Source organism: Devosia sp. Soil_C_22 (assembly GCF_057657195.1).
In genome coordinates this window covers 1,879,447-1,897,630 of record NZ_JBDGIY010000001.1, presented here as the reverse complement: position 1 = coordinate 1,897,630, position 18,184 = coordinate 1,879,447, and the positions used below count along the sequence as shown (strand labels likewise).

General features: G+C 64.8%; 16 protein-coding genes. 2 read left to right on the top strand and 14 right to left on the bottom strand.

What is annotated here, in order from left to right; translation table 11 throughout:
- Positions 1–3: 3 nt before the first annotated feature.
- On the bottom strand, positions 4–2,142 hold the full coding sequence (locus AC3A6I_RS09025; protein WP_487543353.1) for a ComEC/Rec2 family competence protein: 2,139 nt from the start codon (positions 2,140–2,142) through the stop codon (positions 4–6).
- Positions 2,143–2,279: 137 nt separating this feature from the next.
- Here AC3A6I_RS09025 and gltX point away from each other — a divergent pair, with 137 nt between their 5' ends.
- A complete protein-coding gene (gene gltX, locus AC3A6I_RS09020; RefSeq protein WP_487543352.1) occupies positions 2,280–3,695 on the top strand; it encodes a glutamate--tRNA ligase in 1,416 nt (471 codons plus the stop codon).
- Positions 3,696–3,855: 160 nt separating this feature from the next.
- A complete protein-coding gene (locus tag AC3A6I_RS09015) occupies positions 3,856–5,145 on the top strand; it encodes a citrate synthase (RefSeq protein WP_487543351.1) in 1,290 nt (429 codons plus the stop codon).
- Here the strand turns inward: AC3A6I_RS09015 and lpxB are convergent.
- From lpxB to rpsB, 13 genes are all read right to left on the bottom strand, one after another.
- The gene (lpxB, locus tag AC3A6I_RS09010) at positions 5,121–6,269 is read right to left on the bottom strand and encodes a lipid-A-disaccharide synthase (protein WP_487543350.1); all 1,149 of its coding nucleotides are present in this window, start codon (positions 6,267–6,269) and stop codon (positions 5,121–5,123) included. The two genes, AC3A6I_RS09015 and lpxB, sit on opposite strands and share 25 nt — an antisense overlap.
- Positions 6,256–7,095 carry a UDP-2,3-diacylglucosamine diphosphatase LpxI domain-containing protein gene (gene lpxI, locus AC3A6I_RS09005; protein ID WP_487543349.1) on the bottom strand — a complete coding sequence of 280 codons (840 nt, stop codon included), beginning with the start codon at positions 7,093–7,095 and terminating at the stop codon, positions 6,256–6,258. Before lpxI ends, lpxB begins: the two co-directional genes overlap by 14 nt.
- Positions 7,095–7,892: an acyl-ACP--UDP-N-acetylglucosamine O-acyltransferase gene (lpxA, locus tag AC3A6I_RS09000; protein ID WP_487543348.1), complete on the bottom strand. Its 798-nt coding sequence runs from the start codon at positions 7,890–7,892 to the stop codon at positions 7,095–7,097. The genes lpxI and lpxA overlap by 1 nt, the downstream gene beginning before the upstream one ends.
- The gene (fabZ, locus tag AC3A6I_RS08995; protein WP_487545005.1) at positions 7,889–8,326 is read right to left on the bottom strand and encodes a 3-hydroxyacyl-ACP dehydratase FabZ; all 438 of its coding nucleotides are present in this window, start codon (positions 8,324–8,326) and stop codon (positions 7,889–7,891) included. The genes lpxA and fabZ overlap by 4 nt, the downstream gene beginning before the upstream one ends.
- A 34-nt stretch (positions 8,327–8,360) precedes the next feature.
- Complete coding sequence (lpxD, locus tag AC3A6I_RS08990) at positions 8,361–9,407, bottom strand: UDP-3-O-(3-hydroxymyristoyl)glucosamine N-acyltransferase (RefSeq protein WP_487543347.1); 1,047 nt, start codon at positions 9,405–9,407, stop codon at positions 8,361–8,363.
- Between the two features lie 77 nt (positions 9,408–9,484).
- Positions 9,485–11,623: an outer membrane protein assembly factor BamA gene (gene bamA / locus AC3A6I_RS08985; protein WP_487543346.1), complete on the bottom strand. Its 2,139-nt coding sequence runs from the start codon at positions 11,621–11,623 to the stop codon at positions 9,485–9,487.
- A 282-nt stretch (positions 11,624–11,905) separates the two neighbouring features.
- Complete coding sequence (rseP, locus tag AC3A6I_RS08980) at positions 11,906–13,015, bottom strand: RIP metalloprotease RseP (RefSeq protein ID WP_487543345.1); 1,110 nt, start codon at positions 13,013–13,015, stop codon at positions 11,906–11,908.
- A gap of 68 nt (positions 13,016–13,083) precedes the next feature.
- Positions 13,084–13,971: a phosphatidate cytidylyltransferase gene (locus AC3A6I_RS08975; protein WP_487543344.1), complete on the bottom strand. Its 888-nt coding sequence runs from the start codon at positions 13,969–13,971 to the stop codon at positions 13,084–13,086.
- Positions 13,968–14,729, bottom strand: coding sequence for an undecaprenyl pyrophosphate synthase (uppS, locus tag AC3A6I_RS08970; RefSeq protein ID WP_487543343.1), 762 nt, complete (start codon positions 14,727–14,729; stop codon positions 13,968–13,970). The genes AC3A6I_RS08975 and uppS overlap by 4 nt, the downstream gene beginning before the upstream one ends.
- 36 nt (positions 14,730–14,765) lie before the next feature.
- Complete coding sequence (frr, locus tag AC3A6I_RS08965; RefSeq protein ID WP_487543342.1) at positions 14,766–15,326, bottom strand: ribosome recycling factor; 561 nt, start codon at positions 15,324–15,326, stop codon at positions 14,766–14,768.
- A 29-nt stretch (positions 15,327–15,355) separates the two neighbouring features.
- Positions 15,356–16,069: a UMP kinase gene (gene pyrH, locus AC3A6I_RS08960; RefSeq protein ID WP_487543341.1), complete on the bottom strand. Its 714-nt coding sequence runs from the start codon at positions 16,067–16,069 to the stop codon at positions 15,356–15,358.
- Between the two features lie 104 nt (positions 16,070–16,173).
- Complete coding sequence (gene tsf / locus AC3A6I_RS08955; protein ID WP_487543340.1) at positions 16,174–17,121, bottom strand: translation elongation factor Ts; 948 nt, start codon at positions 17,119–17,121, stop codon at positions 16,174–16,176.
- A gap of 77 nt (positions 17,122–17,198) precedes the next feature.
- Positions 17,199–17,984 carry a 30S ribosomal protein S2 gene (rpsB, locus tag AC3A6I_RS08950; protein WP_487543339.1) on the bottom strand — a complete coding sequence of 262 codons (786 nt, stop codon included), beginning with the start codon at positions 17,982–17,984 and terminating at the stop codon, positions 17,199–17,201.
- Positions 17,985–18,184 lie beyond the last annotated feature (200 nt).

The following is an 18,184-nucleotide window of genomic DNA, read 5'->3' as shown; positions in this document are numbered from 1 at the left end:
TGCTCACTGTGGCGCTGCTCGCCACGGCCGGCTGAGTGGCGGAATGGCGGGGCGGACCTCGAAGGCCGCCCTGCCCTCGTCCCAGCGCAGCCAGTGCACGCCACCGCGCGCCAGAGCCTCGGCGTCGATGACCGTACTCGCCCCACACGGAGCGGGCACCCGCCGGCGTGCGATCACGAGGTCGGCCAGCGCGCAATCCTCGTAGAAGGCTGCCGGATCGAGTGCCAGCGCCAGTGTGAAGCCGCGCGGGCTCGCCCCGAAGCAACCGACACTGTCGCAGCTGAGTGGCGAGGCAGCGGAGATCGGATCACCATAGGTCTCGGCCCAGACGTTGACCGCAAAGCTGCCCGGCTTGCCCGCAACAAGCGCCAGTCCCTCGGCGCTGCGCATGGCTATGGCCTGCGTGGTATCGGCAATCAGCACATCAGGCGGGCTATCGAGCGCGAGCAGCAGCACCAGTGGCACGGCGATTACAGGACCGATCAGCCGGTGCCAGGTGGAGAGGAAGGTGAACCAGGCGAAGGCGGCAAGCCCGACACCGAGCGCCAGTGGCGTCAGCAGCGGGCTGTAGCTGAGCCCGGCGCTCCAACCGGCAACGAGTGTGCCGAGATCGAGCATGCGATCGATCGACCAGCCCATCACCGACAGCGCCGGCTGCTCCCAACCGAACGGCATGAGCAGCGCTGCCATGACTGCCGCCGGCATCATGATGAAGCCGACCAGCGGCAGGGAGAACAGGTTGCCGAGCACGCCGAGCGGTGAGGTCTGCTGGAAATGGTAAACCGAGAACAGCAACGTCGCGAGCCCGGCGACGAGACTGGTGAGAGCGATGCCGCCCAGATAGCCGAGGACGCGCCGCGGCACCGAGCGCTGCCGCTCCTCCTTGGGCTTCCAGAGCTCCCAGATCGCAATCAGCGCCACGACGGCGGCGAAGGAAAGCTGGAAGCTGGGCCGGAAGATCGACGCCGGATCGGTAGCGATGACGATGATCGCTGCTATAGCCACGTTGCGCATGGTCAGCGCCCGGCGGCCGAACACGATGGCTCCAAGCACCAGCACCAGCATGATGGTCGAGCGCAACGCCGCGACATTGCCGCCCGAGATGGCGAAGTAGGCGAGAGCCGCAACAATAGCGCCCACCGCCGCGACCCGCTTGACCGACAGCATGCCGTGCAGCCCGGCGAATGGGGCGAACCCCAGCCGCAGCGTCACCAGCACGAGCCCGGCGACGATGGTGAGGTGCAGGCCCGAGACGGAGAGCACATGCGCGAGGCCGGCGACCGCCATGGTCTCGCGCGCCACGTCCGACACCGCGCTCTGGTCACCGGTGATCAGCGCCCGCGCGATGCCGGCCGAAGGCTGCGGCAGCTCGGCATCGATCCGCTGCGCAATGCCGCGCCGGATGCTGTCGATGATGTGCTCAGGCGTCGCCTCCGAGCCCGCCAAAACGAGCTCGAACGTGCCGGTGGTGTTGCCGTAGGCGCCAACCCCATCGAAGTAGGCGTGAAACTGACTGTCGAAGCCATTTGGCAGTACCGGACCGGGTACCGGCGAGAAGCGGATCGGCGCGCGGATCACATCGCCCGGCGACAGCGTCGAGCCGCCACTGACCACTATGCGGGCCCGCCGCATCGGCGCCGGCCGGGCATCGCCGACCGGGGTGAGGTTAGAGACGATGACCCGGACGCCGCTCTCGGCCTCGAGGAGGATCTCGTCGATGCGTGCCTCGTAGGTGCCGTAGAGCGGGCGCTGCAGCATGGCAGTGCCGAATAAGGCGCCATGGATAGCAAGCAGGGCAAAGCCGAACCACACGCAAAACGCGAGCGCGGTGAGGCGAAACGTCACCAGTCGGTTACGGCATAGCGCCAAGGCGATGGACAAAGCCAGACCAACGGCCATGGTCGGCCAGAAGTCCGGCAGTTCAGGCCAGACCATGTAGGCAATAAGCCCGACCATCATCGCGTAGGGTGCGAGCAGAAACAGCCGCCGGTGCTCAAGCGCGGTGACTATGCTGCCCGCCAGACCCAGGTCGATGGCCCGCATCTGTCCGCCAGCCGACGGCGCGGGCAACTGCGCGCCCGGCTCCCGCACAGGCGGCAGCCGGCGTTCAGAGACCTCGCCTCCGTCCACCGTCAGGGTCATGCTGCGAGCCCCCGTCTCGCGCCACACGCCACCATGGCACGCGCCGCGACCGCCCGCCAGCGGCCGAGGCTTGCACTTGCACCTGCGGCTGCTTACACACCGGCAGCACCTTAGTTTCCGGGATCCTTCACGCCGCCATGGCCACCCCTGTCGTCACCCGCTTCGCCCCCTCGCCCACCGGTTACCTCCATATCGGCGGCGCGCGCACGGCCCTGTTCAACTGGGCCTTCGCCCGCCACACCGGCGGCAAGATGCTGCTACGCATCGAGGACACCGACCGCGAACGCTCGACCGAGGCGGCAGTACAGGCGATCTTCGAGGGCCTAAAGTGGCTGGGGCTGGATTGGGACGGCGAGCCCTACATGCAGTTTTCCCGCGCTGCGCGGCACGCCGAGATCGCCAACGAGCTGCTGGCCCGCGGCCAGGCCTATTACTGCTACTGCTCGCCCGAGGAGCTGGCGCAGATGCGCGAGGACGCGCGCGCCAAGGGCCTGCCGCCGCGCTACAACGGCTATTGGCGCGACCGCGACCCCTCTGAGGCGCCCGCCGGTGTCGCTCCCGTGATCCGCATCAAGGCGCCGCTCACCGGCGAGATCCGGGTGCAGGACCACGTCCAGGGCGAGGTCGTGTTCAAGACCGAGAACCTCGATGATTTCATCATCCTGCGCTCGGACGGCACGCCGACCTATATGCTGGCCGTCGTGGTGGACGACCACGATATGGGCGTCACCCACATCATCCGCGGCGACGACCACCTGACCAATGCCGCGCGCCAGATCGTCATCTACAACGCCATGGGCTGGTTCGTGCCCGAGATGAGCCACATCCCGCTGATCCACGGTCCGGATGGCGCCAAGCTTTCGAAGCGCCACGGGGCGCTCGGGGTCGAGGCCTATCGCCAGATGGGCTACCTGCCTGAGGCGATCCGTAACTATCTCGCCCGGCTCGGCTGGAGCCACGGCGACGACGAGATCTTTTCCACCGAGCAGATGGTCGAGTGGTTCAGCCTCGATGCCCTCAACAAGGGTGCGGCGCGCTTCGATTTCGTCAAGCTCGAGAACATCAACGGGCACTATATCCGCGAGGCCGATCCCAAGCGCCTCTATGACGTGATGCTGGCGACCGCCGAGGAAGTCGGCCGGCTGACCGATGCCGACGGTCTCAGCGCCAACAAGGACACGGTACTCGCCGCCCTGCCCGAGCTGCAGCCGCGTGCCAAGACCGTGCTCGAGCTGATCGACCTCGCCCAGTTCATCTATGCCGTGCGCCCGCTGCCGATCGACGAGGCCGCAGCCGGGCAGCTTACCCCCGATGCACGGGCCAATATCGGTGCCTTCGCGGACATCCTGAAGGGCCTCAACGACTGGAGTGTCGAGACGATCGATGCGGCCGCCCGGGCCTTCGCCGAAGCGCGCGGCCTGAAGCTCGGCAAGGTAGCGCAACCACTACGTGCCGCCCTCACCGGACGCACGATTTCGCCCGGCATTTTCGAAGTCATGGTGTTGATCGGACGCGAGGAAACGCTGGCACGACTGGCCGATCAGGCAGGCTGAGCTTATCGGAAAAGCCGATTAGGACAGCGCTGTTCACCCACGTGTTGCACGGGGTAGGTATATCGGATACGCCACTGCTACCCGCCGCAACAAACGACGATCCGGCCGGCCCGCTCCCACCTATTCGCGGGCATTTTCGGCCCAATTAGGAGAGCGATCGATGAGCGATACAGTCGCCAAACTTACCATCGGGGACAAGACTTTCGAATTCCCGGTGCTCTCGGGGTCGGTTGGCCCGGAAGTCATCGATATCCGATCGCTTTACGCCAAGACCGGGCTGTTCACCTACGATCCCGGTTTCACCTCCACCGCCGCCACCGACAGTTCGATCACCTATATCGACGGCGACAAGGGCGAGCTGATGTATCGGGGCTACCCGATCGAGCAGCTGGCCGAGAAATCCAATTATCTCGAAGTCTGCTACCTGCTGCTCTACGGCGAGTTGCCCAACAAGGCGGAGCTGGCCGATTTCACCGAGCGCGTGACCAAGCACACCATGGTCCACGAGCAGATGCACTATTTCTACCGCGGTTTCCGCCGTGACGCGCACCCGATGGCGATCGTGTGCGGCGTGGTCGGCGCCATGGCGGCCTTCTACCACGACTCGACGGACATCAATGATCCGCAGCAGCGCGAGATCGCCTCGATCCGCATGATCGCCAAGATCCCCACGATCGTCGCGATGGCCTACAAATACTCGGTGGGTCAGCCGTTCGTGTATCCGCGCAACGATCTCGACTACTCCTCGAACTTCCTGCGCATGTGCTTCTCGGTTCCGGCCGAGGACTATGTGGTGAACCCGGTCATCGCCCGTGCGATGGACCTGATCTTCACCCTGCATGCCGACCACGAGCAGAACGCCTCGACCTCGACCGTGCGTCTTGCCGGCTCGTCCGACGCGAACCCGTTCGCGTGCATCGCGGCCGGCGTGGCTTGCCTGTGGGGCCCCGCCCATGGCGGCGCCAACGAGGCGGCGCTGAACATGCTCAAGGAGATCGGTACGCCGGACCGCATTCCGGACTTCATCGCCAAGGTGAAGGACAAGTCGTCAGGCATCCGCTTGATGGGTTTTGGCCACCGGGTCTACAAGAACTACGATCCGCGCGCCAAGGTGATGCAGGACACCTGCAAGCAGGTGCTGGCCCAGATCGGCGTCGAGAACAACCCGCTGCTACAGGTGGCCCAGGAGCTCGAGCACATCGCGCTCACCGACGAGTATTTCATCTCGCGCAAGCTCTACCCGAACGTCGACTTCTACTCGGGTATCATCCTCGAGGCGGTCGGCTTCCCGACCTCGATGTTCACCGCCATCTTCGCGCTCAGCCGCACCGTGGGCTGGATCGCGCAGTGGAAGGAAATGATCGCCGACCCGCAGAAGAAGATCGGCCGGCCGCGCCAGCTCTACCAGGGCGCTCCGACGCGCGACTACGTGGCGATGAGCGAACGCTGAGCCACCGCCAGCACCCGTTCCGCAGCATCGACAAGGGGCGCCTCGGGCGCCCCTTTCTGCATCAGGGCCCTGAGTTCGGCAAACGCGTTGCGCTGGCTCTCGACGTTCTTGGGATCATCGAGGAGTGCGTGCAACGGTGCCAGATCGCGCGGAGCCGGCGTCTCCTCAAACAGCACTTCCGGGACGGCGCGTCGGCCAAGGACGACATTGGGCAGCGCCACATCGACATTCAGCCTCAACTTCCGATAGAGCCGCGCCTGATGCGGATCGGCGACATAGGTGACCACCATCGGTACGCCGCTCACGGCGAGCTCGAACGTCACCGTGCCGCTCACGGCAAAGGCGGCATAGGCCGCGCTGAAGGCGGCGTCCCGCTCGACGCCCGTCACGACCCGCACCGGCACCGGCCACGTGGCCGTCTCGGCCCGCAGGCTGTCTACCAGCATCGGCAAAGTCGGGATCACGAAGCCGGTGATGCGTTGATGGTCGGCAAGCTTCTCGGCCGCCTGTCGCATCAGCGGCAGATGCCGCCGGACCTCGCCCCTGCGGCTTCCAGGCAGCAGCAGTAACGGGCCCTGGTCGGGCTGGCTTGTCCGGTACGGGAAACGCTCGACCGCGGGATGCCCCACGAAATGTGTCGATGGCCCACCGAGCTTCGCCATGACCTCCGGTTCGAACGGCAGAATGGCCAGGAGCTCATCGAAGAGCGGCCTAAGCTGCCCTGCCCGCTCAGGGCGCCACGCCCAGACCGTGGGCGCCACGTAGAGGATCAGGCGAATGTCGGGCGCGATCTTGCGAACCCGCTTGGCCACGGCCTTCACGAACACCTGCGAGTCGATCAGGACAGCCACATCGGGGCGCTGCCGGATGATCGCATCGGCTGTCTGCCGGATCCGCCAGAGCAGCAGCGGCAAGCGCCGCAGCACATCGCTGAAGCCCATGACCGCCAGGTTCTCCATAGGAAAGATGCTCTTTAGCCCCTCGGCCGCAAGCTCCTGCCCACCCACACCCATCAGCGCGACGGAACCGCGCTCCCGCAGCCGGCGCACCAGGTGGGCACCCAGCCGGTCGCCCGAGCTCTCGCCGGCGAGCACGAAAAGCCTGAGTTCGCTATTCCGTTGCAAGGCCGACCACGCTGACCCCGAGTCGGTCAGCCTCTGCGATCAGTGCCGGGCGCTCGAGCACGATCGATTTGCCCGCCTCGGCAACGATCACCGAGATGCCAGCTGCGGCGGCGGCGATCACCGTCTGCGCTCCGATGGTCGGCAGGTCGACGAAGGCGGGTTGCTGCGGCTTGATCGCCTTGGCCAGAATCATCGGCACGACGCCATCGCCGACCAGTCCCTCGCGCTTGAGCTGTCCGGCCCGAGCGATGAGGGCATCGGTGCCGCCGATATCCTCGACGGCGACGACGCGCAGGCCCGAGACCACAGCGGCCTGGCCAATGTCGAGCGCGCCGATACCGCGGGCCACGCCGAGCGCGAAACGCGCCGACGCGATGATGTCTTCGTGCAGTTGCGGTCCGGCAATCGTACCGTCGGTCGCCAAAAGGTCGGGCGCAATCTCGTGCACGCCGATCAGATCGGCGCCCGTCATCTTCTTGAGCACGCTGCCGATGGCCGAGAGCGTCGCATCGCCGACCGGCATTCCCGAGGTCGGACGGGTCGCCTTGTCGCCGTTGCCGGCGGCGAAGCTGATCAGCCCTTCGCGTGCGCGGTCCGGCAGGTGGATAGCGCCCGCGAGCACGATATGAGTGGTGCGGAACACCTTCACTGACCAGATGATGCCGAGCGGGTTCGCGACGTCGGCGGTAATCACCTTGGCTTGGGTGATGTCCGGTCGTGGCACCAGCGAGAGCACCTGCACCTTGTAGCCCAGGCTCAGCGCCGCATCGACCGCGTGGGTCACGAGCGGCCCGGCTCCTGCCACAACAGTGAGCCGCCGGGCCATCAGTCCTCCATGGGAACGTTGTCCGGCAGCGTCAGGCCGCCCTTGGCCGCGCTGATGAACTTGACCACGTTCTGGACCAGCGGTTCGTCGGCAAACAGCTCGGAGGCATCGTCGACGCGTTCCTGCAGAGTGCCTTCGGAAGCAAAGATCATCCGATATGCCGCGCGAAGCCGGTGGATCGCTTCCCGATCAAAGCCGCGGCGCTTGAGCCCGACGAGATTGAGCCCCTGCATGACCGCCGGATTGCCGTTGACCATCCCGTAGGGGATGACGTCCTTCTCAACCTTGGCCATGCCGCCCACGAAGGCGTGGGCGCCGACATGGACGAACTGGACGGTGCCGCAATGGCCGCTGAGAATGGCATAGTCGTCGATGATGCCGTGCCCGGCGATGCCGGTATTGTTGGAGAGCACGACGTTATTGCCGATACGGCAGTCGTGCCCGATATGGACGCCGATCATCAGCAGGCAGCGGTCGCCGACCACTGTCTCCATGCCCCCGCCGCTCGTGCCGGGATTTATGGTCACGTGCTCGCGAATGGTGCAGTCGGCGCCGATCCGCAAGGTCGACTGCTCGCCGGCATATTTGAGGTCCTGCGGCTGGTGACCAACCGAGGCAAACGGGAAGATCCGGGTCCGCGGTCCGATGGTCGTCCTGCCCGTCACCACGGCATGCGAGATGACCTCAACACCGTCGCCAAGCGCGACCTCTGCGCCGATGACGCTGTAGGGCCCGACCGTAACGCCCGCACCCAGCTTGGCACCGGGCTCGACGATGGCCGTGGGATGGACGCTCATTTGCCGGTTTCGCTCACCATGGCGCCGACCTCGGCCTCGGCAATCACCACGCCATCTACAATCGCCTTGGCCTCGAACCAGCCCATCGTCATGCGATGGCGGATCTTCCTGATGTGGTACTCGATCCGGTCGCCCGGACGCGCGGGCTTGCGGAACTTGCACTTGTCGACCGTCAGCAAGTAGACGATGTGATCCTTACCCTTGCCGGTGCCCGACGCAATCGCGATGGCGCCAGCTGTCTGCGCCATGCCCTCGATGATCAGCACGCCGGGGAATACCGGCTCGCCGGGGAAATGGCCCTGGAACATCGGCTCGTTGAACGTGACGTTCTTGATGCCAACCGCGGACTCGTTGCCATCGATCTGGATGATCCGGTCGATCATCAGGAACGGATAGCGATGCGGCAAATGCCGCAGGATTTCCTGGATATCCATCGAAGTCAGCTCGCGAGCCAACTCCGCTGGCGCATCACTCTTCACGTCCAATCTTGACCCCTTTGCTAAGCCGCCGCAGCGAGGCGATTTCCTGCCACCACTTGCGCACGTCCTGTGCCGGAAATCCTCCGACCCTTGAACCCGGCGCAACATCCTTGGTGACGCCGCCCCAGCCCATCACAAGCGTGCCGCGGCCGATCGTCAAATGCCCTGCAGTCGAAGCCCCGCCGCCCAGCAAGACCGAGTCCTCAAGTACAGTCGATCCCGAAAGACCGCAATGCGCCGCGATCAGGCAATAGCGCCCGATGCGGCAATTGTGGCCAATCTGCACGAGATTGTCGATCTTGGTGCCTTCGCCAATGACCGTGTCGCCAAGGGCGCCGCGGTCCACGGTGGTGTTGGCGCCGATCTCCACCGAATCCTGGATGATGACGCGGCCAAGCTGCGGGATCTTGCGGTTGGTCGTCGCGTGTCCTAGCCAGCCGAAGCCCTCGGTGCCGATCCTGGCGCCGGCATGGATGACCACGTTATTGCCCAGGTATGAGCACTCGATCGAGACGTTGGGGCCGATGACGCTGTTACGGCCGATCGTCACGCCGCGCCCGATGACCGTGTTCGGACCAATGACCGTGTTGCGGCCGATCTCGACATTGGGACCCAGCACAACATTCGGCCCGATCCGCACGCCCTCTTCGAGGAAGGGCGCTGCGCCGCTCGCCTCGAATTGCGCCTTAGCCGTGCCGCGCGTTCCCAATGGATAGAGCCGTTCGAGCAGGTCGGCGAACAGGTCATGTGCGCGCGCATCGACAATGGCCACCGCGGTGGCCGGCACGTCGTCCTTGAACTTGGGGTGCACGATGACCGCGCCGGCGCGGCTCTCGCGCAGCGCAGGCAGGTAGTCGGAATGGGCGGCCAGCGCCAGGTGCCCCGGCCCGGCCAGCTCGAGCTCGTCCGCGCCGGTTATGACGAGGTCACCTGCGCGACTGTCGCCCTCGACTGCGCGCCCAAGCGTCGACAACACGACACCCAGCGAGATCGGTCCGGAGGAAGAGTGGAAGCGCGTATCGACCATAGCCGTCATTACACAACAAAGAGGCCGCGGGGCAACCGCGCCGCGGCCTCGAAAACCAAGGGCCGGCCTCTTGGCCGGCCCGGAGATTACAGCAGCTGCTGCAGCGTCAGCGTGAAGACCTGGGTCTTGTCGTCCGTCGCCTTGTTGAGGACGTGGGCAAAGTCACCACGCAGCGGACCGAACGGGCTGTCCCAGATGATCGATGCACCCACCGACGCCTTGAAGTTGTCGTCGATGCTGCCGTCCGCGATCGGGTACCCAATAGATGGAATGTCAGCAGTGCTGCCATTGCCATCGATCAGGGCGGCATCTGCCCAAACCGCGCCACGCACGCCGTAGGTTTCCGGAAGCATCGGGATCGGAAACTCGATTTCAGCAGAGGCGGCCACGTACGACGTGTAGCCAAGCTGTTCGTCGTTGTCGTCCAACCGCGCGCCGATGCCACCCGAACGGAAGCCGCGCACGATGCTGCTGGTGCGGAAAGCTTCGAGCGGATGCACGCCATCGTCATCGAGGGAGGCAATGTAGCCCGCCTGACCCTTGACGCTACCGATGACGTTCCAGTCGGACATCAGCGGCATGAAGTAGCGGCCCTTCACCTCGGTCTTCAGCAGGTTGTAGTCCCAACCGATATACTGCTGGCTGAACTGGCCGATGAAGCCTTCAGTCGGACGCCGGCTGTCGTCCAGCGTGTTGTAGTTCAGCGAGTAGCCGACCCATGCCTTCTCGAAGGTGTCGTCCTCAGTCACGTCGATGATGAGCGAATGCGGATCGTCGTCATCGTTGACCACCTTCTGCTCGAGACCCACGAATAGCGACGCGTTGAGATCGGTGGTGATCGGAGCGCCGATGCGAATCTGACCGCCAGTCGCCGTCGTGCCGTAGATATTCGAGTCAGTCTCGTCCTTGACCCGATGATAGACGTCGAAGCCAGTCGAAATCCGCAGGCCGGCAAAACGCGGTTCGGTGAACGAGAAGTCGAAGCCCTTGCCGTCCTCGGACCCAGTGAGGGACGCACGTACATACTGGCCGCGGCCAAGGAAGTTGCGCTCGGTGACCGACACCTCACCGAGAATGCCGGAGGTCGAGTCGTACCCGGCCGTGATGCCGTACTCGCCTGTCGGCTGCTCCTCGACACTGATGTTGAGCACGACCTTGTCGGGGGCACTGCCCGGCTGCACGTCGAAGTTAACGACCTTGAAGAAGCCGAGCTTCTCGATATTGGTCTTGCCGCGCTGCACCATCGAGCGGTTGAAGGGGTCGCCTTCACCGAAATCGAGCTCACGACGGATGATCGCATCGCGGGTCTTGACGTTGCCGGTGATGTTGATGCGCTCGACATAGACGCGGGCGCCCTCATCGATGAGATAGGTCACGTTGAACGTGCTGGTCGCCACGTCGCGGTCGACGCGCGGGCGGACATCGGCAAAGGCATAGCCCTGTGCCGTGGCCTCGAAGGCCAGGTCCTGCTGCGAGCGCTCCAGGTCGGCGAGCGAATAGGTGCTGCCGCGGCCGGTCCGGATGTTGCCGGTCAGCGCATTGGCATTCAGGCCCGCGATCGACGTCTCCACCCCAACCTCGCCGAAGCGATAGCGCTCACCCTCGGCGATCGAGAAATTGACGAAATACGCGTTGCGCGACGGATCGAACTCACCGACCGCCGAAGTCACCTGCGCGTCGGGGAAGCCGTGGTTCATGTAGTAAAGCTCGATCAGCTGCGAATCGACCTGCAGCATTTCCGGGCTGTACGAGTCGTCGCGGAACAGCCAGCTCAGGAAGCCGGTTTCGCGCGTACGGATTACCGACTTGAGGGTACCCGTACCGATCGAATTGTTGCCGGTGAAATTGATCGCAGCAATACCCGTGCGCTCGCCTTCGTTGACGACAAAGGTCAGGCGGTCACGGTCAGCCGACACCGCCTCGATGCGCGGCGTCACCGTCACGTTCATGTAGCCCTTGGCCGCGTAGGCCTGGCGGATGGTCTCGGCATCAGCGGCGAGGGTCGCCTGCGTGTAGGTGCCGGCCTCGGCCGTGGTGATCATGCGCATCAGGGTGTCGTCGGTGATGCCGGAGTTACCCTCGAACAGCACGGAGGAAACCAACCGTCCCTGCTGCGCCTGGGCCACATCGACCCCGAGAATGGTTCCGCTGAGGCCGCTGAGCGGCGCCGCCAACACGAGGGCGAGCGCCACATAGACACCGCGCATCAGCTTCTTGGGGTTCATCATAATTCTTGTTGCCTCGTGCGACCTACGCCGGGAATCGCCATGCACAGCTCTCCCCAGCCAACTCCATCAAAAGCTTTTACTGGATTTTTAACCACGGACAAGCCGCGAGCGGCGTCGAGGTTAGCGAAAGATTGGTCCTCGTGCATTCCTGCAACACCTAGAAAACCAAGCTTATCCAAGGGTTAACGGAAAGCTCCGGGTCTCCGGCAAATGCGGCAGGACCGTGACGACATCATGACGCGGCGTCCTGGATGCGCTCCCGTCGCGGGCCCGGATTCGTCAGAACAGGTCGTTGATGACCGTGAAGACCATCAGCGTGAACACGATCGCGAGCCCGAACCGGTAGCCGAGATCCTGAATGCGCTGCGGCAGCGGCTTTCCGCGGATCGCTTCGGCGAGATAATAGGCCAGGTGTCCGCCGTCGAGCATGGGAATCGGCAGCAGGTTGAAGATTCCGATATTGAGCGACAGCAACGCCATCAGGTTGATCAGCGGCACGATGCCGAGCGTCGCCACCTGCTGTGACACCGTGGCGACCTTCACCGGACCGCCGAGTTGGTCGACATCGCCGCGGCCGACGAAGAAGTCGCCCAGGAATGCCACGGTGCGATCGATGATGAACCGCACTTCCTCGAACGTCATGCCGATGGCTTCGATCGGGTTCGGCTTGTAGAGGACGACGTCGTCCTGCGTCACGTTGCTGGTGACGCCGAGTCGCCCGATGCGATGGTTATTGCCGAACCTGTCGGTGGAGATCGCCGCGTCCGGTGTCGCCGGCAGGGTCAGGGTGTCGCCGTCGCGCTCCAGCACGATGGTGATCGTGCGCTCGGGCGCGGTCGAGACCAGCCGCTGGAAGTCCTCGAAGCCGCGCACCTTGAAGCCGTCTACGGACACGATGCGGTCGCCCTGCTCGAGGCCGGCAACCATGGCCGACGACCAGGGGCCGACCCAGCTCACCACCGGCGGCAGGGTGTAGCGACCGTAGCCGAGCAGCAGCGCATAGAGCACCAGCAGGGTCAGGATGATATTGGCAATGGGACCGGCGACAACGACAGAGATGCGCTGCCAGACATTCTTGTTGACGAAGAGCTGCTCGCGCAGTTCGGGCCCTGCCCGCTCGATGAACTCTTCGTCGGGCACGCTGGCGGCGTTCATGTCGCCCACGAAGCGCACATAGCCGCCGAGCGGGATAGCCGAGAGTTTCCAGCGCGTGCCGTGACGGTCGTTGAAGCCGATCAACTCCGGGCCGAAGCCGATGGAGAAGGCCTGGACCGCGATGCCGTTCCAACGGGCCGCGAGGTAGTGCCCCATTTCGTGCACGAACACGATGACCGTGAGCACGGCGAGAAATGGCACCACATAGGAGAGCAGCCAGAAAAAGAAGTCCATGTCGTCGCCAGTCCGTTGCCTCGCCCTCGATCCAACCTAGGAATCGAATGCGTTGAGATTGCGATTTGCTACCAATACAGGAAGCCCGCCGCGATTGCGTCGGGACCGGCGTGCAGCAGACCGACGAGATAGACGAACAGTGCGCCGAAGGTGAGGCTGTCGAGTCTGTCCATCAGCCCGCCATGTCCGGGAATGATGTCGCCGGAATCCTTGACCCGGAAGCGCCGCTTGATACCGCTTTCGGCCAAGTCTCCCACCTGCCCGACGATACTCAGCGCCGCAGATAGAACCAGGCCGATCCACCATGGCGACTGGGGCGCCACAAGCAACCACACCACAAGGCCCACCAGCGTGCCGGCCGTGAAGCCGCCAATGGCGCCCGACCAGGTCTTGCCCGGCGAGATATCGGGGGCGAGCTTTTCGCCGCCCACCTGGCGGCCGGTGAAATAGGCGGCGGTGTCCGTGAGCCAGATCACGCAGCCGAGCATGAGCCCGGCCCAAAGTCCCGTGTCGACGACGCCGGGCAGGTTCCAGGTTGCGTCGCCGCGGATCGTCAGCAGGGCGACGATGACGACGCCGTAGAAGGTCACCCCTCCGATGCGCCACCAGCGAGGGCCGGCACTCCCCAGGGCCGCGACGAGAACTGCTACACCGATGACGGCCAGAGATGCGAGCGGGCCGAAGGCCGGGTAGACCAGAGCCGACAGCGCCAGCAGCGCGATGAGCGCGCCGCCGATGGCTGTCAGCGCCTGCAGCCTTACCATGCGTTCCCATTCGCGATAGCAGCCGGCAAAGATGGCGCCGACCAAGGCGGCAAAGACGTAGCTGCCGAAATAAAGGCCGATAACTGTGACAAGGAGCAGGACGGCCGCCGACGCGATGCGGGGGCCCAGGTCCGTCCATGAGCGGCGGGCCAGCGGATTGAAACTGGGACGGGGATCGTCCGGCGCGCTCACGGGCTCCTCGACTCGATCCCGCCGAAGCGCCGGTTACGCGAGGAATATTCGTCGAGCGCCTTGAGGAAGACCTGCTCGTTGAAATCCGGCCAGTGCTCGTCGACGAACACCAGCTCGGAATAGGCGCCCTGCCAGAGCAGGAAATTCGAGACACGCTGCTCGCCGCTGGTGCGAATGATCATGTCCGGATCGGGGATGCCCGAGGTATAGAGCGCGCGCTCGACCGTTTCCTCAGTGATGTCTTCGGCCTTGAGCCGCCCGGCGGCGACTTCGGCCGCGATATGGCGCGTCGCCTCGGTGAGCTCGTTCTTGCCGCCGTAGTTGAAGGCGACGATCAATTCGAGCCCGGTATTCCTTGCGGTCTTGCTCTGCACCTCGTCGATCAGGCGCTTGAGCGCTTCGTCCAGCCCTGCCCGGCTGCCGATGATGCGAATGCGGACGTTGTTCTGGATCAGCGAGGCGAGGTCGGAGGCGACGAAGCGGTGCAGCAGACCGAAGATGAAGTTGACCTCATCGAGCGGGCGACGCCAGTTCTCGGACGAGAAGCTGAAGACTGTCAGGTGCTTGATGCCGTAGCGGATCGACAGCTCGACCAGCCGCCGCAGGGCTTTGACGCCCTCGACATGCCCCTCGGTGCGCAGCTTGCCGCGGGCCTGGGCCCAACGGCCATTGCCATCCATGATGACCGCCAGATGCGCCGGAATCCTGAGGCCAGGCTTCGCGCTGGGCGTCGTGGCAACGGCGGTATCGACGGACATTAAGCGCCCTCCAGGGGCCGGTACTGCAGGCCTATACTAGACCTGCATAATTTCCTGTTCCTTGACGGCCAGGACCTTATCGATCTCGCTCACCGCCTGGTCTGTCGCCTGCTGCACCAGATCGGACTGCTTGCGGCTGTCGTCCTGGCTGAGATCGCCATCCTTCTCGAGCTTCTTGAGCAGGTCCATGCCGTCGCGGCGGATGTGCCGCACAGCCACGCGAGCCTGCTCGGCATAATTGTGCGCCACCTTCGTGAGTTCCCGACGACGTTCCTCGTTGAGCTCTGGCAGCGGCACGCGGATCACCTGGCCTTCGGCAGCGGGGTTGAGCCCGAGGCCGGAGTTGCGGATGGCCTTTTCGACGGCGCCGGCAAGCGTGCGGTCCCATACCTGCACGCTCAGCATCCGCGGCTCGGGCACCGTAACGGTCGCCACCTGGTTGAGCGGCATGCGCCCGCCATAGGCTTCCACGGTCACCGGCTCCAGCAGGCTGGCGCTCGCGCGCCCGGTGCGCAGGCCCGCCAGTTCGTCGCGCAGCGAGGCGATGGACTTCTGCATGCGGTCCTTGAGTGCGGGCAGCGAGAAGGTCTCAGCCATCGGACATACTCCTTAGATTTTTCCGCGCCTTAGCCGACGCGTGTACTCTTGGCTTGGCCGGCAAGGACGCCCTTGAGGCCAGCCTTGTCGTCAAGTGCGTAAACAATTATCGGCAAGCCGTTGTCGCGGGCAAGCGCGAAGGCCGCCGTATCCATGACGCGCAGGTCCTTGGCGATCACCTCCTCATGGGTGATCGTCTCAAAGCGCGTCGCATCGGGGTTCTTCTTGGGATCGGCCGAATAGACGCCGTCCACCTTCGTCCCCTTGAGCAGCACGTCGCACCTGAGCTCGATCGCCTTGAGCGCCGCCGCCGTATCGGTGGTGAAGAACGGGCTGCCGGTGCCGCCGGCGCAGACGACGACATACCCATCGGCGAGCGCGAGGTTGGCGTCGCGGGCGGTGAAGGTGTCGGCCACCGTCTCCATCGGCACGTTGGAATAGACCTTGACCTTGAGGCCCTTCTGCTCGAGGGCATCGCCGAGCGCGAGCGAGTTGATCACCGTGCCGAGCATGCCCATCAGGTCGGAGGTGACCCGGTCGCCGCCCTTGGCTGCCACCGCCATGCCGCGAAAGATGTTGCCGGCGCCGATGACGATCGCCACCTCGACGCCGGTCTTGGCGACCTCGGCGATCTGGTCGGCCATGGCGTGCAGGAATTCGGGCTCGATGCCGAAGGACTGGTCGCCTGCAAGCACCTCGCCAGAGACTTTGAGCAGAATCCGTTTGTAGGCGGATTTGGCCATTGGTCAGTCTCCCTCGGGTGCATGAGGCGCCCCCGCATGGGCGCTGCGGGCGGTTATGACATATTCGGGCGAGCTTGGAAGAGCCCGCCCGAAAAAGAGTTGTGTCAGTTGGCGTTGGCCGGTGCCTGCGGCACACCCGAGGTCGCCGCAACTTCGGCCGCGAAGTCGGTCTCTTCCTTCTCGATGCCTTCGCCCAGGGCGTAGACGACGAAGCCGGTGACCTTGATCGGGGCGCCCGCGTCCTTCTCGGTGTTCTTGACCACGTCGCCGACCTTGGTCTCGCCGTCGATCACGAACACCTGCGAGAGCAGCGTGACTTCCTCGTAGAACTTACGCACGCGGCCTTCGACCATCTTCTCGACGATCTCGGCCGGCTTGCCGGACTCCTTGGCCTGCTCGGCAAAGATGGCACGCTCACGCGCCACCACGTCCTGATCGATGTCGTCGGGCGACACGCTCAGCGGCTTGGTGTTGGCGATGTGCATGGCGATCTGCTTGCCCAGGCCAGCCAGCACGTCCTTGTTGCCGGTCGACTCGAGCGCGACGATCACGCCCAGCTTACCCAGGCCCGGCTTCACCGTGTTGTGGACATAGGAGCCGATGACGCCGTCCTTGACCTCGAGCACGCCGGTGCGGCGCAGGTTCATGTTCTCGCCGATCTTGGCGATCGCGTCGGTCAGCTCGGCCGAGACCGAACGGCCCGAGCCCGGGTACGGCATCTCGGACAGCTTGCCCACGTCACCGTCGGCGTCATGCGCGAGCTTGGCCACGTTGGCGACGATGCCCTGGAACTGCTCGTTGCGCGCGACGAAGTCGGTCTCGGAGTTGACCTCGACGATGGCGCCCTTGGTGCCTTCGATCGAGACGCCCACGAGGCCCTCGGCAGCCACGCGGCCGGCTTTCTTCGCCGCCTTGGCGAGACCGCGGGTGCGCAGCCAGTCGACCGCGGCTTCCATGTCGCCGCCGGTCTCCTCGAGCGCCTTCTTGCAGTCCATCATGCCCACGCCAGTCATCTCGCGGAGCTCTTTAACCTGCTGAGCGGTAACAGCCATTTCGATATCACCTTTCCGCGGCCCCACGCCGGAGCCGCGCCATTGGTCGGAATGTGAAAGTCCGGAAAAGCCCAGACTTAGTTCGCAGGCGCCGAGGTGTCGGCGTCTTCGGCGCTGAGCGCCGGCTCTTCCGGAGCCTCTTCCTGCGCGCCGAGGTCGGCGCCGCGGCCGGCAGCCGAACGGCCAATGCCGTCGATGGCAGCGCGGGCGACCAGCGAGCAGTAGAGCTCGAGCGCGCGGGCGGCGTCGTCATTGCCCGGGATGGCGTAGTCGACCAGATCCGGATCGGAGTTCGAGTCGACGATCGCGATCACCGGAATGCCAAGACGCTTGGCTTCCTTGATGGCGTTCTGCTCCTTGTTCGTGTCGATCACGAACAGCAGGTTGGGCAGGTTGCCCATGTCCTTGATGCCGCCGAGGTCGCGCTCCAGGCGCTCCTTCTCACGCGACAGCAGCAGGGCTTCCTTCTTGGTGAGGCCGGTCGCGCCTTCGGTCAGCTGCGCATCGAGCTCGCGCAGGCGGTTGATCGAGTGCGAGATGGTCTGCCAGTTGGTCAGCGTGCCGCCGAGCCAACGGGAATTGACGTAGTACTGGGCCGACTGGCGAGCCGCTTCGGCCACTACCGGGGCCGCCTGGCGCTTGGTGCCGACGAGCAGCACGCGACCGCCATCGGCGACGGTGTCCGAGATCAGCTGCAGCGCGCGCTGCAGGGCCGGCACGGTCTGGCTCAGGTCGAGAATATGGATGTCGTTGCGGACGCCGAAGATGTGGCGTTCCATCTTCGGGTTCCAGCGGTGCTTCTGGTGGCCGAAGTGAACACCTGCCTCGAGCAGCTGGCGCATGGAAAAATCGGGCAATGCCATGGAAGGCTTCCTTTACCGGTTATTGCCTCCGCGGACGTTTGCAGCGGTTTCCCGCCACCGGCTGGAGCCATCGGCCTCATGCCGCGGCGCCACGTCACGCGTGTGAATTACGCCCGGATTCCCGGACGCGCCGCGCATATAGGGGGTTTTGCCGTCATAGGCAAGGGTACGGCTGAGTCCCTGCTTTATCGTGCCTCACT

Bases quoted from the DNA above. Each gene is read 5' to 3' on its own strand.
- AC3A6I_RS09025 (WP_487543353.1), bottom strand. From the start codon at position 2,142: ATGACCCTGACGGTGGACGGAGGCGAGGTCTCTGAACGCCGGCTGCCG.
- gltX (WP_487543352.1), top strand. From the start codon at position 2,280: ATGGCCACCCCTGTCGTCACCCGCTTCGCCCCCTCGCCCACCGGTTAC.
- AC3A6I_RS09015 (WP_487543351.1), top strand. From the start codon at position 3,856: ATGAGCGATACAGTCGCCAAACTTACCATCGGGGACAAGACTTTCGAA.
- lpxI (WP_487543349.1), bottom strand. From the start codon at position 7,095: ATGGCCCGGCGGCTCACTGTTGTGGCAGGAGCCGGGCCGCTCGTGACC.
- lpxA (WP_487543348.1), bottom strand. From the start codon at position 7,892: ATGAGCGTCCATCCCACGGCCATCGTCGAGCCCGGTGCCAAGCTGGGT.
- fabZ (WP_487545005.1), bottom strand. From the start codon at position 8,326: ATGGATATCCAGGAAATCCTGCGGCATTTGCCGCATCGCTATCCGTTC.
- lpxD (WP_487543347.1), bottom strand. From the start codon at position 9,407: ATGACGGCTATGGTCGATACGCGCTTCCACTCTTCCTCCGGACCGATC.
- bamA (WP_487543346.1), bottom strand. From the start codon at position 11,623: ATGAACCCCAAGAAGCTGATGCGCGGTGTCTATGTGGCGCTCGCCCTC.
- rseP (WP_487543345.1), bottom strand. From the start codon at position 13,015: ATGGACTTCTTTTTCTGGCTGCTCTCCTATGTGGTGCCATTTCTCGCC.
- uppS (WP_487543343.1), bottom strand. From the start codon at position 14,729: ATGTCCGTCGATACCGCCGTTGCCACGACGCCCAGCGCGAAGCCTGGC.
- frr (WP_487543342.1), bottom strand. From the start codon at position 15,326: ATGGCTGAGACCTTCTCGCTGCCCGCACTCAAGGACCGCATGCAGAAG.
- pyrH (WP_487543341.1), bottom strand. From the start codon at position 16,069: ATGGCCAAATCCGCCTACAAACGGATTCTGCTCAAAGTCTCTGGCGAG.
- tsf (WP_487543340.1), bottom strand. From the start codon at position 17,121: ATGGCTGTTACCGCTCAGCAGGTTAAAGAGCTCCGCGAGATGACTGGC.
- rpsB (WP_487543339.1), bottom strand. From the start codon at position 17,984: ATGGCATTGCCCGATTTTTCCATGCGCCAGCTGCTCGAGGCAGGTGTT.